Annotated in this window: 12 protein-coding genes; 4 read left to right on the plus strand and 8 right to left on the minus strand. The window is 63.0% G+C overall.

The features are described from left to right. Positions 1-14 precede the first annotated feature (14 nt). The gene (locus BSY238_RS03045) at positions 15-485 is read right to left on the minus strand and encodes a 4Fe-4S dicluster domain-containing protein (protein ID WP_069037847.1); all 471 of its coding nucleotides are present in this window, start codon (positions 483-485) and stop codon (positions 15-17) included. Between the two features lie 223 nt (positions 486-708). Beyond that, positions 709-1,149 carry a cytochrome c-550 PedF gene (gene pedF, locus BSY238_RS03050; protein WP_069037848.1) on the minus strand — a complete coding sequence of 147 codons (441 nt, stop codon included), beginning with the start codon at positions 1,147-1,149 and terminating at the stop codon, positions 709-711. 453 nt (positions 1,150-1,602) lie between these two features. On the opposite strand from pedF, the gene BSY238_RS03055 reads away from it, so the two are divergent. Then, on the plus strand, positions 1,603-3,570 hold the full coding sequence (locus tag BSY238_RS03055; RefSeq protein ID WP_069037849.1) for a sigma-54-dependent Fis family transcriptional regulator: 1,968 nt from the start codon (positions 1,603-1,605) through the stop codon (positions 3,568-3,570). Positions 3,571-3,730: 160 nt separating this feature from the next. Here the strand turns inward: BSY238_RS03055 and BSY238_RS03060 are convergent, their stop codons facing one another. The 3 genes from BSY238_RS03060 to BSY238_RS03070 form a co-directional block, all read right to left on the minus strand. Further along, a complete protein-coding gene (locus tag BSY238_RS03060) occupies positions 3,731-5,485 on the minus strand; it encodes a PQQ-dependent methanol/ethanol family dehydrogenase (RefSeq protein ID WP_069037850.1) in 1,755 nt (584 codons plus the stop codon). A 148-nt stretch (positions 5,486-5,633) separates the two neighbouring features. Next, complete coding sequence (locus tag BSY238_RS03065) at positions 5,634-6,605, minus strand: quinoprotein relay system zinc metallohydrolase 1 (RefSeq protein WP_069037851.1); 972 nt, start codon at positions 6,603-6,605, stop codon at positions 5,634-5,636. Then, on the minus strand, positions 6,602-7,351 hold the full coding sequence (locus BSY238_RS03070; protein WP_069037852.1) for a quinoprotein dehydrogenase-associated SoxYZ-like carrier: 750 nt from the start codon (positions 7,349-7,351) through the stop codon (positions 6,602-6,604). Before BSY238_RS03070 ends, BSY238_RS03065 begins: the two co-directional genes overlap by 4 nt. 338 nt (positions 7,352-7,689) lie before the next feature. On the opposite strand from BSY238_RS03070, the gene BSY238_RS03075 reads away from it, so the two are divergent. From BSY238_RS03075 to BSY238_RS03085, 3 genes are all read left to right on the plus strand, one after another. Beyond that, positions 7,690-9,552 carry a methanol/ethanol family PQQ-dependent dehydrogenase gene (locus tag BSY238_RS03075; RefSeq protein WP_069037853.1) on the plus strand — a complete coding sequence of 621 codons (1,863 nt, stop codon included), beginning with the start codon at positions 7,690-7,692 and terminating at the stop codon, positions 9,550-9,552. 202 nt (positions 9,553-9,754) lie between these two features. Next, positions 9,755-10,354, plus strand: a complete 600-nt coding sequence (locus tag BSY238_RS03080) for a pentapeptide repeat-containing protein (RefSeq protein WP_069037854.1) — start codon at positions 9,755-9,757, stop codon at positions 10,352-10,354. A gap of 27 nt (positions 10,355-10,381) precedes the next feature. Further along, positions 10,382-10,840, plus strand: coding sequence for a c-type cytochrome (locus BSY238_RS03085; protein WP_083223899.1), 459 nt, complete (start codon positions 10,382-10,384; stop codon positions 10,838-10,840). An 81-nt stretch (positions 10,841-10,921) separates the two neighbouring features. Here the strand turns inward: BSY238_RS03085 and BSY238_RS03090 are convergent, their stop codons facing one another. The 3 genes from BSY238_RS03090 to BSY238_RS03100 all read right to left on the minus strand — a co-directional run bounded on the left by BSY238_RS03090 (position 10,922) and on the right by BSY238_RS03100 (position 14,241). Next, positions 10,922-12,088, minus strand: coding sequence for a methyl-accepting chemotaxis protein (locus BSY238_RS03090; protein ID WP_069037856.1), 1,167 nt, complete (start codon positions 12,086-12,088; stop codon positions 10,922-10,924). Between the two features lie 207 nt (positions 12,089-12,295). Further along, complete coding sequence (locus BSY238_RS03095) at positions 12,296-13,582, minus strand: TRAP transporter large permease (RefSeq protein ID WP_069037857.1); 1,287 nt, start codon at positions 13,580-13,582, stop codon at positions 12,296-12,298. Continuing rightward, the gene (locus BSY238_RS03100; protein ID WP_069037858.1) at positions 13,579-14,241 is read right to left on the minus strand and encodes a TRAP transporter small permease; all 663 of its coding nucleotides are present in this window, start codon (positions 14,239-14,241) and stop codon (positions 13,579-13,581) included. Before BSY238_RS03100 ends, BSY238_RS03095 begins: the two co-directional genes overlap by 4 nt. Positions 14,242-14,280: the final 39 nt, after the last annotated feature.

The raw sequence follows: 14,280 nt of genomic DNA on the forward strand, positions 1-14,280 counted from the left end.
ATCCCTTTCGGTGGTCAGGCAGACGGGTTGCCGAGCTTGTCGGCCCACTGGCGCATGCGCTCAAGTCCTGTCCAGTTGGCATCGACATACGTGATGGCACCGGTCGGACAGGCTTCGGCACAGGCCGGGTCACCACCGCACAGGTCGCACTTCTGCACTTTGCCAGTCTCTGCGACGTAATTCACGGTGCCGAACGGACAGGCAATCGTGCATACCTTGCAACCTACACAGACATCTTCGAGCACGACCTTGGCGCCATTGGTCTTGTCGAGCTTGATCGCCTCGACCGGACAGGCGTGCATGCACCAGGCTTCATCGCACTGCGTACAGGTGTAGGGCACCTTGGCGCCGGTGTGGTGAAACTCGAACACCTTGATGCGCGACAGCGAGTTGTTGAAGACCCCGTAGTTCTCGAACGAACAGGCCATTTCGCACTGCAGGCAGCTGGTGCATTTCAACGGGTCAATATGTAGTGATTTCTGCATGTTCAGTCGCTCCTCCACATTCTGGGCGAATCTTTGTGTGGTTCGACGCACGGGTGCGCCGGCTATGAAAACCGCTTCATATTTTAGCGCCCGGATTTTCCCCGCGGGAGGCCTTTCGGTGGGTCAGCGTGGGGATTGAGTGCGGCGGGTGCGTTCAAGGCGTCCAGTTGTCCAGATTCTGGACAACTGGACAGTTGCGGCGCAGAAAGCGCTGCGTTGGCGCCTATGGTTCGTAGCGTGTATCCAGATAGCTGCGGATGGCCCACATGGCTTCCTGCGCCATCGTGCCTTCGAACGGCGGCATATAGACGGCGCCGTTGCGCACGCGTCCGCGGCGGACCGTATTGATGTAGTAGTCGTCGCTTTCGGCATCGAGCGGCAGCATCCGCAGATCCGGTGCGATACCGCCGCTGATGGCTTCCAGTCCGTGGCAACGCGCGCAGTTCTGGTTGTAGGCCGAGGTACCGATGCGGATGGCTTCCTTGTCGCCCCGATAGGGGTTTTCCTTCATCCACTCCGCGCCGAGCGGCTTCAGCGCGCTGACGTCGACCGACTGCGGCACCACGTCACCGTGTGCCTCGACGCGCATGGTGGTCGCCGCGCCCAACGTGATCAACGCGGTACAGGCCAGCGTTGCCTTCAAAATCCGGTTACCTGCTTTCATCACTCCTCCGTAAATATCCGTTACTGCAACACAATATGCGACCCGAGCGAGTGAGCAGGATGCGTGCCACGTTAAACTCGAGTACTTGCCGAGCGGCGATATCCTCCTCGTGCCGCACCGAAGTCAACGCGTGGCGCGGCAGGTGCGCATACAGCCGGTCACCATGATGCCCCAGGAGTATGGGTGCGCGTACGCACTGGGTCTGTTCGCATTTGATTCGTACATCACGCGTACGGCCAGCGCATCGCGAAGCAAGACGCACTGCGTACCCTGCGGCTTGCCCCTGGCAGCGTAACTCACGAATCAAATGCGAACAGACCCTAGGTGCGGCGGCGGCTCAGGCCTTACTATCTTGGATGAACAGCTTGCAGGGCACTATCCGTTGCCCGTCGCGTCACATGCCAGAGCCGGCATCACCGGCCATCGCGCGTGGTTCAAGGTTCGGAGGAGAGCATGGATTTGACAACGCCTGAAGGCGTGCGCAGTGCGCAGGCCCACGAAATCATGCGCAGCGCGGGCGAAGTGCCCGCTGGTGTGCTGCCTACCCTGATCGAAACGTCGTGGAGTCGCTGCATCAGCCGCGGCCTCGACGCCGACAGTTGCAGCAAGGAAGTGGAGCGTGCGCGCCGCGACGTCCTGCTGACCGAGCGTGAGCGCAACGAATCCCTGCTCAAGCACGCAGCACCGGTCATGAACGGCCTGTACGCGCAGATCGCCCGCTCCGGCAGCATGATCGTGCTGACCAATGCCTCCGGCTTCATCATCCATTCGGTCGGTGACCAGAGCTTTCTGGACCGCGCGTCGAAAGTAGCGCTGTCGCCCGGCGTCGAGTGGTCGGAAGAAAGCAAGGGCACCAACGCCATCGGCACTGCGCTGGTCGAACAGGCGCCGGTATCGGTGCATGGCTCGCAGCACTTCTTTTCCGCCAACCACTTCCTGAGCTGCTCGGCGTCGCCGATCTTCGATCCGTGCAGCCGCATGCTGGGCGTGCTCGACGTGACCGGCGATTCGCGTACGCCGTCTCATCACAGTCTGGCGCTGATCAATCTGGCTGTTCAGACGATCGAAAACCAGCTGTTTGCGCACGCCTTTCCGGAAGGCTTTCTGCTGCAGTGCCATGTCCAGCACGAACTGATCGGCACCGTATTCGAGGCGCTGCTTGCGTTCGACCAGGAAGGCCGCGTGCTGTCAGCCAACCGCAGCGCCTGCCGGCTGATCGGCCGCAGCCATGCCGAACTGATGAACCACAGCTTTTCGTCGATGTTCGACAAATCGCTGAGCGCGCTGTACGACCCGCTGATGCGCGGCACGGACATCATCGAACTGCGCCTGTTCGGTGGCCGAACACTTTTCGGCCGGCCGCGGCCGGGCGTGCTGGCACGCCCGCCGGCTCGTGTGTTCAGCATGGATGTTTCGCGCCCTGACGCATCGGCAGGGACTTCGCCGCGGCCGCCAGCCGACGCCGATCGCGGCCTGGAGCGACTGAGCACCGGTGACGCGCAGATGAACGCCGTCGTCGACAAGGTGAAGCGTGTGCTCGGCCGTGACATTCCGGTGCTGATCCAGGGCGAGACCGGTACCGGCAAGGAACTGCTGGCGCGCGCCATCCACGACGAAGGCCCGCGCCGCGACCACAACTTCGTGGCGGTCAATTGCGCGGCGATTCCGGATGGACTGATCGAATCGGAACTGTTCGGCTACGAAGACGGTGCGTTCACCGGCGCCCGGCGCAAGGGCTACGCCGGACGCATCATGCAGGCCGATGGTGGCACATTGTTCCTGGACGAAATCGGCGACATGCCACTCGCGCTGCAGGCGCGCCTGCTGCGTGTGCTGCAGGAACGCAATGTGGTGCCGCTGGGCAGTGGCCGCGCCACACCGGTCGACCTGTCCATCATCTGCGCCACCCACCGCAAGCTGCGCGATCTGGTCGCCCAGGGCATGTTCCGCGCTGACCTTTACTACCGGCTCAACGGTCTGACCGTCATGTTGCCGCCGCTGCGCGAACGCAGTGACCTGCGCGCGCTGGTGCAGCGCATTCTCGACAGCGAATCGTCGATTCCGCGCGGCCTGAGCATCGACGACGAGGTGCTTGAACTGTTCGAACGCCATCCGTGGCCGGGCAACATGCGCCAACTGGCCAACCTGCTGCGCACGGCAGGGGTCATGGCGGCGGATGATGGCGTGATCGGCCGGCCTCATCTGCCGGACGACTTCATCGACGAGATGGATCATCAGCCTGCAGACAGTGCGCTGGCACCCGAAGGCACGGTCGGCATCGTGGCAGCATGCGATCTGGACAGCCTGACACTGCGCGCAATCCGCGAATCGCTGTCGCGCAACGACGGCAACGTCGCGGCGACGGCACGCGAACTCGGCATCAGCCGCACCACCCTCTACCGCAAGCTCAAGGAAGGTTGATCGGCGGGTCAGGCTGGTAAAGACGGGCAAAAAAAGCCGGCCTTGCGAGCCGGCTGAAGAGCCATGTCCTGCTGAAGAGCTGCCGTGCCTGAAAACACTGAAACAGACACGGCACAGGAACCAATGCAAGCGTCGTGCCTGCATTGGTCCATTCTGCGAATTACTTGTGCAGCTTGAACACCCACATCGAACCACCCTGATTCAGGTAGTTCACCTTCTTGGCGACGTCGCCACCCCACAGCGGCACGGCGCCGCCCCAGCCGGTAGCGACCGCAACGTACTGCTCGCCGTCCTGTTCCCACGTGATCGGGGGAGCGACGATGCCGGTTCCGGTCTGGAAGGACCACACTTCCTTGCCCGTCTTTGCATCGGCCGCCTTCAGGAAGCCTTCCGGGGTACCCCAGAACACCAGGCCGCCCTTGGTGGTCATCGCACCGCCCCACAGCGGCGCGTTGTTGGTGACTTCCCACACGATCTTGCCGGTCTTCGGATCCACGGCGCGCAGTGCGCCGATGTACTTGTCCTCGATGGTCTTGATCGTGAAGCCGGCACCCAGATAGGCCGCACCCTTCTTGTAGGTGATCGGTTCGTTCCAGATTTCCATGCCCCACTCGTTGGCCGGCACGTAGAACAGACCGGTATCCGGGCTATAGGCCATCGGCATCTGGTTCTTGCCGCCGAGGAAGGAAGGTGCCGAGAAAACGGATTCGCCCTTCTTGCCGTCGGCGCCCTTGGCCGGGTCGCCGGGGCGGTTGGCCGGATCGAAGATCGGCCTGCCGTTGGCGTCAAGACCCTTGGCCCAGGTGATCTTGTTCACGAACGGGAAGCCGCGCTCGAACTTGCCGGTGTTGGCGTCCAGCACGTAGAAGAAGCCATTGCGGTCAGCCTTGCCGCCCATGCGCTTGCCGCCCATGTCGAAGGTGACGAATTCGTTCGAACCGTCGTAGTCCCAGCCGTCGTTGGGCGTATTCTGGAAGTGCCATTTGATCTGTCCGGTAGCCACATCAATCGCAACCGTCGAACACGAATAAAGATTGTCGCCGGGGCGCAGATGGCTGTTCCACGGTGCCGGATTGCCGGTCCCGAAGTAGGCCAGACCCGTCCTGGCATCGTAGCTGCCGCCCATCCAGGTCGAGGCACCGCCGGTCTTCCAAAGGTCACCAGGCCAGGTTGCGTTGGTCGTTCCGCTGATACCGTTTTCGATCTTCTTGCCTGCCGCGTCGTACTTGTAGCCCATGTGACCTTCTACGGTCGGGCGCGACCACACCATCTTGCCGGTCTTCGGATCGCGAGCTTCCACGCGGCCGACGACGCCGAATTCACCGCCGGACATGCCCGTCAGCAGCAGGCCCTTGGCAATGATCGGAGCAGCCGTACTCGAGTAGCCGGCCTGATAGTCGTCGATCTTTTCCTTCCACACGACCTTGCCGGTGTTCTGGTCAAGCGCAACGAGCTGCGCGTCCAGCGTGCTGAAAATGACCAGATTGTCGTACACCGCTGCACCGCGATTCACCACGTCGCAACACGGCATGATGCCGTCCGGCAGGCGATGTTCGTACTGCCACAGCTTGGCGCCGGTCTTGGCGTCCAGCGCGTACAGGCGCGAGTACGAACCGGTCACGAACATTTTGCCGTCGACGATAAGCGGCTGCGATTCCTGACCGCGCTGCTTTTCCCCACCGAAGGAGAAGGACCAGGCCGGAACCAGGTTCTTGACGTTGCCGACGTTGATCTTGTCGAGCGGGCTGTAGCGCTGGCCTTCCGTGCCCATGCCCCACGACAGGACGCTGGTCGTGGTTTTGCCGTCGGCTTCGATGTCCTTGTCGGTGACGCCGGCCATGACCTGCGGTGCAGCCAGCGCAGCGAATGCAGACAGCAGGACGCCGGACAGCGTCGTGGTACGCAAACCTTTCATACTTCCTCCTCAGTGGTGAGTTTGTCTCTTGATTGCCGGGATGCTTTCCCTTGATCGGCAAGAAGCGGTCGCAAGAAGCGGGCCAAGTACAAACGAGGGGGAAATACGGTCGCGCCGCCTTGCGAACGGCGCGAAACAGGTCAGGTGTTCATTTTTGTTTCAATCGGGACGGCGCAGCAGTGTTCAGCGTCTGCTGTTCATAGCGGCTATACAGATGCGTGACCGACCGTTCGAACTCGCTGCGCGCAAGTGGCATCTGCGCGAAACGTTCAGGCAGTGGCAGCACCATCACTTCGGCCATGTCCATGCCGCTCGCCGCAGCGCGATTCAGCGTGTCGTCGAGCCAGTCGAGCCAGTCGCGTGTCTGCAGGACGCCACGTCGGTCGTCATGCACCGGGCCATGACCCGGCAGCGTGCGCTTCACCGGGAGTGCGGCCAGCGTGTCGAGCGCGGCGCGCCAGTGGGTGAGCGAGGCGTGCGGCGTGGTCGGTGCCCGGTCGAGGAAGATCAGGTCACCGGCGTACAGCACGCCGGTGGTGCGGTCAAAAATCGCCAGATCGCCGCCGGTATGACCTTCCAGCGCGATCAGCTCGAATTCGTGGCCGCCTATCGTCAGCCGGCCCGCCTGCGCAGCCTGATCCGCTACCGTGACCTCGGTGCCGGCCAGCCAGTCACCGGCCATGCGGTACATGTTGTCGGCGAACGCCCCGCCCTGCTCCCGCATGCCCGCCTGCGCAGCCGGCAACGCTGCAGTGGGTATGCCGGCAAACACCTGATTGCCGAGGAAATGGTCGGGGTGCTGGTGGGTGTTGAACACGCGGATGACCGGACGGTCGGTCACGCGGGCGATGGCCGCCCGCATCTGTTCGCCGTAGCGACGCGACGGACCGGTGTCGATCACCACAACGCCCTCGGCCGTCACGACAAAAGCAGTATTGACGATGTTGCCGCCGTTCTCCCGAGTGATGTCTTCGGTCCGACCGACGAAAACCCAGCTGTTGTCGGCGATCTTCTGCGGCACGAGGCCGTAGTCGAAACGGTCGGAGCCCGTCTTGTCGGCCGCCTGCGCCAGCAACGTTCCACCGGCCAGCACGAGTGCGAGCAGGAACCGCCGGATCATGGCTGCACCATCGCGTCGATGCGGTTGCCGTTGTTGTCGCGGCCGACCACACGCAGCGCCGCCTTGCCTGTATCGGGCAGATCAAACGAAAACACCGGGTTTTCGCTCAGCGGCTCGAAGGTTTCCATACGCAGCATCGCCTCGCCACTGGCGTCCTCGACCGCCAGTTGCTCTATGTAGAAGGCCGGAATGCCCGGCGCGAGGCCGGTATCCATCGGATGCATGATGCGCAGCCGCACACGCTGGTTCTGCCCGTCGTGGAATACGCGCGCCTGCACCTGGTTCAGCGTGCTGGCCCAGTCAGGCGCGCTGCGACCCGTGCTGGGCGCCGTGCAGCCGCCACCCGCAGCATCGACCCACACGCCGCCCGCATACCATTTTCCGTCACCGGTCTGCACCAGCGCGCGGATCGGACTGGCCTGCTGCAGCTTGATGCGGAAGGACAACCCGGGTTGCGCCAGCAGCGGCTGATAGTCCAGCACCTTGACGATGGGGTTGAAGTCCGCGACCACCAGCACGCGCTTCACATCGGGCAGGTCCCGGAACTTGATCGTGACCGGCACGTTCATCGAATCCTCGGCCACCTTGGGCGCCAGTACCTCGACACGGGAATCGAAGGTAACCGGCGCGTCGCCGGCGTATTCGCGCTGCAGGTCGGGCCAGCGCGACGACCCGAGGGGGTCGGCTGCGCCCGCGGCTGCGCCAAGCCCCAGCGCCAGCCAGAGGGCCATCAGTAACTGCTTCATCGGGATCTACTCCTCGTTATCGATCTTTGGATCACTGCACTGTCCCGCTCCACGAAGCAAGACGAGGGCCATCGGCTGCGCTTGTTGTCCGACGCTGCGGCCACCGGTAGGCGAAGCGCGAGCTTAACGCCATGCGGCTGTCTCAGGGCGCGACATCAAGGTGTTCAACCGTGGAACACCCGGCAACACCGGGACCGACTCCCTGCTTCAGCGGGCATTTTCTACCAACAGCTTGCGGCCTGCCTGCCTACGCTGCAGTGCGTGTCGCAGCCCGTCACCCGGATGCCATGGCGAGCAGCGATGCCGACACGACACATCACACTGAAAGAGGAGTCAGGATGAAAACGTTTTCACTGAAGAACCCGGCACTTTGCATCGCGCTCGGCGCGCTGCTGGCCAGCCCGGCCCACGCCGCGAAGACGGTGAGCTGGGAAGACATCGTCAATGACGACAAGACAACCGGCGACGTGCTGACCTACGGCCTGGGCATGAAGGCCCAGCGTCACAGCCCGCTCAAGCAGATCAATACGAAAACCGTATCGGCGCTCTCCCCCGCCTGGTCCTATTCCTTCGGTGGCGAAAAGCAGCGCGGCCAGCAGGGGCAGGCGCTGGTGCACGACGGCGTCATCTACATCACCGCTTCGTACTCGCGCATGTATGCCGTCGAAGCCAGAACCGGCAAGCGGCTGTGGACCTACGAGCACCGCCTGCCCGACGATATCCGCCCCTGCTGCGACGTGGTCAACCGGGGCGCCGCCATCTACGGCGACAAGGTGTACTTCGGCACGCTGGACGCCGGCATGGTCGCGCTGAACAAGGATACCGGCAAGGTCGTCTGGTCGAAGAAGTGGGGTGACCACAAGATCGGCTACACGATGACCGGCGCACCGTTTGTCGTGAAGGACCAGAAGAGCGGCCGCGTCATGCTGGTGCACGGCTCGTCGGGTGACGAATTCGGCGTGATCGGCTATCTGTTCGCACGCGATGTCGACACCGGCGAAGAAATCTGGGCGCGCCCCATGGTCGAAGGCCACATGGGCCGGCTCAACGGCAAGGACAGCACACCGACCGGCGACGCCAAGGCGCCGAGCTGGCCGGATGACCCGAGCTCGCCGACCGGCAAGGTCGAAGCCTGGAGTCATGGCGGCGGTGCCCCCTGGCAGACCGCCTCGTTCGACGTCGAGCAGAACATGGTCGTGATCGGTACCGGCAACCCGGCGCCGTGGAACACCTGGAAGCGCACCAAGGAAGGCGACAGCCCGAGCAAGTGGCCCAGCCTGTTCACGTCCGGTCAGGCCTATGTCGATGCCTCGAGCGGCGAGCTGAAGGGCTTCTTCTCGCACACGCCGAATGATGCCTGGGACTTCTCCGGCAACAATTCCGTGCTGCTGTTCGAATACAAGGATCCGAAGACCGGCAAGCAGATCAAGGCATCGGCACACGCCGACCGCAACGGCTACTTCTTCGTGACCGACCGCGAAAAGCTCGCGACCGGTGCCGGCTACCCGTGGAAGCAGACGGCGCTGATCGGCGCCTGGCCGTTCGTAGATGGCATCACCTGGACCAAGGGATTCGACCTGAAGACCGGCATGCCCAATGTGGTCGAAAGCCAGTACCCGCCGAAGCCGAAGGCCGGTGAAGAAAAGGGCGAAAGCATTTTCGTGTCACCGCCCTTCCTCGGCGGCACCAACTGGATGCCCATGTCCTACAGCCCTGCGACCGAGTTGTTCTACATTCCAGGCAACCACTGGGCGATGGACTACTGGGCGGAAAACGTCACCTACAAGGCGGGTGCGGCCTACCTCGGCCAGGGCTTCCGCATCAAGAAGCTGTTCGACGACCATGTGGGCATCCTGCGCGCGATCGATCCGAAGACCGGCAAGATCGCCTGGGAACACAAGGAGCAGTTCCCGCTGTGGGCCGGTACGCTGACCACCGCCGGCGGCCTTTTGTTCACGGGTACGTCCGACGGCTATGTGAAGGCCTTCGACGCAAAGACCGGCAAGGAAATGTGGAAATTCCAGACCGGTTCCGGCGTCGTATCGGTACCCATCACGTGGGAACAGGACGGCGAACAGTACGTCGGTATCGCCTCCGGTTACGGCGGCGCCGTGCCGCTGTGGGGGGGTGACATGGCGGAGCTGACCAAACAGGTGAATCAGGGCGGCTCATTCTGGGCCTTCAAGCTGCCGAAGCGCTGATTCAGCGGGGCCCATGTACCCCGACGTTTCCTCCTCAGGCGGGCCGCCTCGGTCGGCGGTCCGCTCCTTTATTCCTGGTCGACACGCCCGAGCCGGGGGAAGACAGCGGCCACTCCTCCGCTCGCCTACCCGTCGGAAGCATACGGGTGCCACTTCCCGCGCCCGGAGGCCGTGGCGATCAGGTCATTTTTCGGATCTGCCCATGAAGCTTTCGCGCATCGTCGCCTTCTGTGTGCTGCTTGGACGCCTGACTGCCCCGGCCCATGCCGTCGATGCTTCTTCCGTCGAGGAGGCGCACGAAGAAGTGCTGGTCATCAATGGCTGCCCCATCTGGCCCTACACCCGCTGTCCCGGCGTTGATCTCAGTCACGCCGACCTGTCGCTGCGCGATCTTGCGGGTGCCGACCTGACCGGTGCAAGACTGGTCCGCGCCGACCTGCGCAGCGCCAATCTGGCCGGCGCCATGCTGGACGGTGCCGATCTGAGCGCAGCAAATGTGCAGAAGGCGAACATTCCCGCCGCGTCGCTGCGTGGCGCCAGGCTCATCGCCACGAATCTGGAATTCGCTCGCATGTTCCGCGCCGACCTCAGCAATGCCGACCTGTCGATGGCGAACATGGAAGCCGCCCGCGCCACCCATGTGCGACTGAATGGCGCGCGCCTGATCGACGTGAACATGCAGGAAACCAAGTTCCAGGAAGCCGACTTCCGCAACGCCGTCATGAAGAACTGCTTCACCCGCTTTGCCGTATTCCTGGACGTGAGCTTCGAAGGCTGCGACGGCTGTCCGGTCGACTGGTAAGCCCGATCAATGATGCCGAGATCCGACATGACACAACGACTGCTCGCCCCGCTGCTCGCCAGTGCGCTGTTCCTGCTGGCGGACCCCGCATTCGCCGAGCGGCCTGCGGCACCGCTGACCGACACATCGTCCCTGCCCATGCTGGGCGCTGCCTGGCGCGACGCCAATCCCTATCGCGATGACGCGGCGATCGCCGCGGTCGGGCGCACGCTGTACAACGAAACCTGTTCGAAGTGCCACGGCCCGGAAATGAATGCGAAGGGCCACCCTGCTCCGCCGCTGCGCCGGCTGCAGCGCTACTGCAGGAAGGTGCAGGACGCCGCGTTGAAAGCGCGCTGTCTGGCCGACGTGGACCACTATTTCGTGACCACGGTGCTGAAGGGCAAATACATCCTGGGTGTGGAACACATGCCTGCATGGGACGGCATCCTGAAGCAGGAAGCCGTGTGGGCCATCAAGACCTACGTCGATTCGCGTAGCCGCTGAGCGGCCCCGACAAAGAGGCCGCGGCAAGCAAAAAGGCCCGTCGGTGCATGCCGGCGGGCCTTTGTGTCGGGCGGGAGCGGATCAGATCTGGAAGGTACGCAGGCTGCCTTCGAGTTCGCGTGCCGACGCGGCCAGCGATTCGCCCTGCGTGGCGGTCATCGACACACCGCGTGCATTGTCTTCCGACAGCGCCGACAGTTCGCCCGCATTGCGCAGGATGGCGTGCGCCGTGGTGTCCTGTTCCTGCATGCTCAGTGCGACTTCGCCGGACTTGCTGACCAGTTCGTCCATGCGCTGCAGGATGTTGGTGAAGGTGTCGACCGCGCCGCGCGAGGTCTTGACCGCGCCGCTGACCCGCTCGCTCGCCTGGCCGACACGCTCAACCGTTTCCTTCGCGTCGTGACGGATCTTGGCGACGATGTGTTCGATGTCGGCAGTCGAGCCCTGGGTGCGCTGTGCCAGCTTGCGCACCTCGTCGGCCACCACGGCGAAGCCACGGCCCTGTTCACCGGCACGTGCGGCTTCGATCGCGGCGTTCAGTGCCAGCAGGTTGGTCTGGTCCGAAATTTCTTTTACCACGTCGTTGATCTTGGCGATCTCTTCGGAATCCTTGACCAGACGTTCGATCACGGTCAGCGACTCTTCCATCTCGACCGCGATGCGGCTGACGCCGTCCATCGAGTGCTCGAGGTCGGTCTTGCCACTGCGCGTGCTGTCACCCGTGCTGCGCACGATGCTGTCCATGTCCGCCGACAGGGCAGCGACCTGACGCGCCGACGCCGTCATTTCCTCCATCGCCTCGGCGACCGTGCGAATGCGGTCCGCCTGCTTGGTTCCATTCTGGTTCGCCGTGATGGTCAGTTGCGACAGTTCTTCGGCCGACTGCGTGAGCGTCGACGACAGCACCGTCATCTTCTCGATCAGCTTGCGGAAGGACTTGCAGGCCTGGTTGTACTCATAGCCCAGCCAGGCGAAATCATCCTTGCCGGACAGGCTGAGCTTGTGGTTAAGCTTCCCCTCGGCGAGGCTGTGCAGCGCATTGACGACCATTTCGGCACGCCGGCCGAAGCCGTTGCCGAACCAGAAACCGACGCCGAGGATTGCCGCGAAGCTGATCGCACCTGCCGCCAGCAGGCCGGCCGTGCCCGGAAAGAAGGTTTGCTGTACGCCGAGTGTGGTCACGCTGACGACACTCGCCAGCAATGAATGAAATATGAACGCCTTTCGCACGCTGAGCTGATTTCTCATGTATTCCTCCTCGGAAGCAAGATTGATGGCCAGAAATGGAGCGACGCTTGTGTAGTTTTGACTTCGTTTGCGATGCGCCGTCCGACTCGTTCAGCAGATAACGACCGGTGGCGAGCCTGGCTTGAATCAATAATGAGAAAGCAAAATGCCGCACCAGAGTGGTGCGGCATTTTTCTCAGGGCGCAGCATCGAACAGCTCGATGCCTGCTAGCTCATCATGCCCAGCGTGCGCGGCAGCCACAGCGACATCGACGGCCAGTAGGTGACGATCATCAGGAAGATGAGCATGGTGATCAGCCACGGCGTGACCGCCTTGGTCATGTCGGTCATGCCGAGTTTCGCGATGCCGCTGCCCACATACAGGTTCAGTCCCACAGGCGGCGTGATCATGCCGATCTCCATGTTCACCGTGATGATGATGCCGAAGTGCACCGGGTCGATGCCCAGCGCCATCGCCACCGGAAACAGGATGGGCGCGGTGATCAGGATGATGGACGACGGCTCCATGATGTTGCCGGCCAGCAGCAGCAGGATATTCACCACCAGCAGGAAGCCCAGTGCACCCAGACCACTGTCCACCAGCCAGGCCGCCACCGCCTGCGGAATCTGTTCCGACGTGAGCAGGAAGGAGAACAGGATGGCGTTGGTGATGATGTAGAGCAGCATCGCGCTCATGTTGGCCGAGTCGAGCAGCACCTTGGGGATGCGCTTCAGCGGCAGATCGCGATAGACGAATACCGCCACGATGAAGGCGTACACCGCACTCATCGCCGCCGCTTCGGTCGGCGTGAAGATGCCGGTATAGATGCCGCCCATCACGACGAAGATCAGCATCAGGCCCCAGAAGGACTCGCGGAAGGCCTTGATGCGGTCGGCCACCGGTGCCTTCGCCATGCGCGGATAGTTGTTCTTCTTCGCGAACCACCAGGTCGTGAAGCCGAGCATGAACAGCAGCACCGCGCCTGGAATCACGCCCGCCATGAACAGCGCGCCGATCGACGAATTGGTCGATACCGCGTACATCACCATGACGATCGACGGCGGAATCAGGATGCCCAGCGCGCCCGAACTGGCGACGATGCCGGCGCCGAACTTCATCGGGAAGCCCTGCTTCACCATGGCCGGCAGCAGGATGGCACCGATCGCCGCCACGGTCGCCGGGCTGGAACCCGACACCGCGGCAAACAGCCCGCAGGCCACGACGCCGCCCATGCCCAGACCACCGTGAAAGTGACCGACCAGCGAGGTGGCGAAATTGATCATGCGTTTCGCCACGCCGCCATGGGTCAGGAAGTTGCCGGCCAGGATGAAGAACGGAATCGCCATGATTTCGAACTTCTCGATACCCGTGAACAGCTTCAGCGCCACCGACTCGACCGGCACGTCGGTCATCGTGAACAGGAAGGTCAGTACCGTCAGACCGAGCGAGATCGATACCGGCATGCCGGTCAGCATCAGCACCAGCAGCATGACGAAGATGATGGCGGCGCTCATTTGCGGCCTCCCTTCGCATGTTCGGCTTCTTCAGCGTTCTCGACCGCCTCGCCCACCAGGATGGGCTTGACCTCGTCCATGCCCTCGACGTGCGCATGATCGTGATGCGGCAATTCACCGGTGCGGATGAAGGTCGTCATCACCTGCAGGAAGCGGAAGCACATCAGGCCGGAACCGAGCGGGATCGCCATGTAGACCATCCAGGTCGGCCACTCCAGGTCGGGCGTGGTCGGTCCTTCATACAGATCGCCGATGTCCAGGCCGATCGTGCTGCGTACGGCGTAGGCGGCGCCGTTCTCCCACACGAAGTGGCTGCCCAGCACGCAGACGATGCCGGTGAACAGCGCGCCGGCCGCCAGCCCGAAAATGACGAACTTGTTGCGCAGCGCAGGCTGCAGCTGGTTGATCAGCACATCGACACCGACGTGGATGCCGGTGCGTACGCCGTAGGCGGCGCCGAACTTGGCCATCCAGACGAACAGGATGATGCACAGTTCCTGCGCCCAGCTGAGGTTCAGTGAAAGCAGCCAGTCCTGCAGGCCGGGGATGCTGTATCCGCTGGCGTAGCGATGGACAACCGCAACGAAAATGACGATGGTGGCGACGCCAATCAGCAGCGTGATCAGCCACTCCTCGATATGGTCGAGCAAGCGGAGCACGGCGGTCTCCCCGAAAGTTTGAAAGGCGCGCAGAGAGCC

Origin of the sequence: Methyloversatilis sp. RAC08 (genome assembly GCF_001713355.1) — a bacterium.
Classification (GTDB): domain Bacteria; phylum Pseudomonadota; class Gammaproteobacteria; order Burkholderiales; family Rhodocyclaceae; genus Methyloversatilis.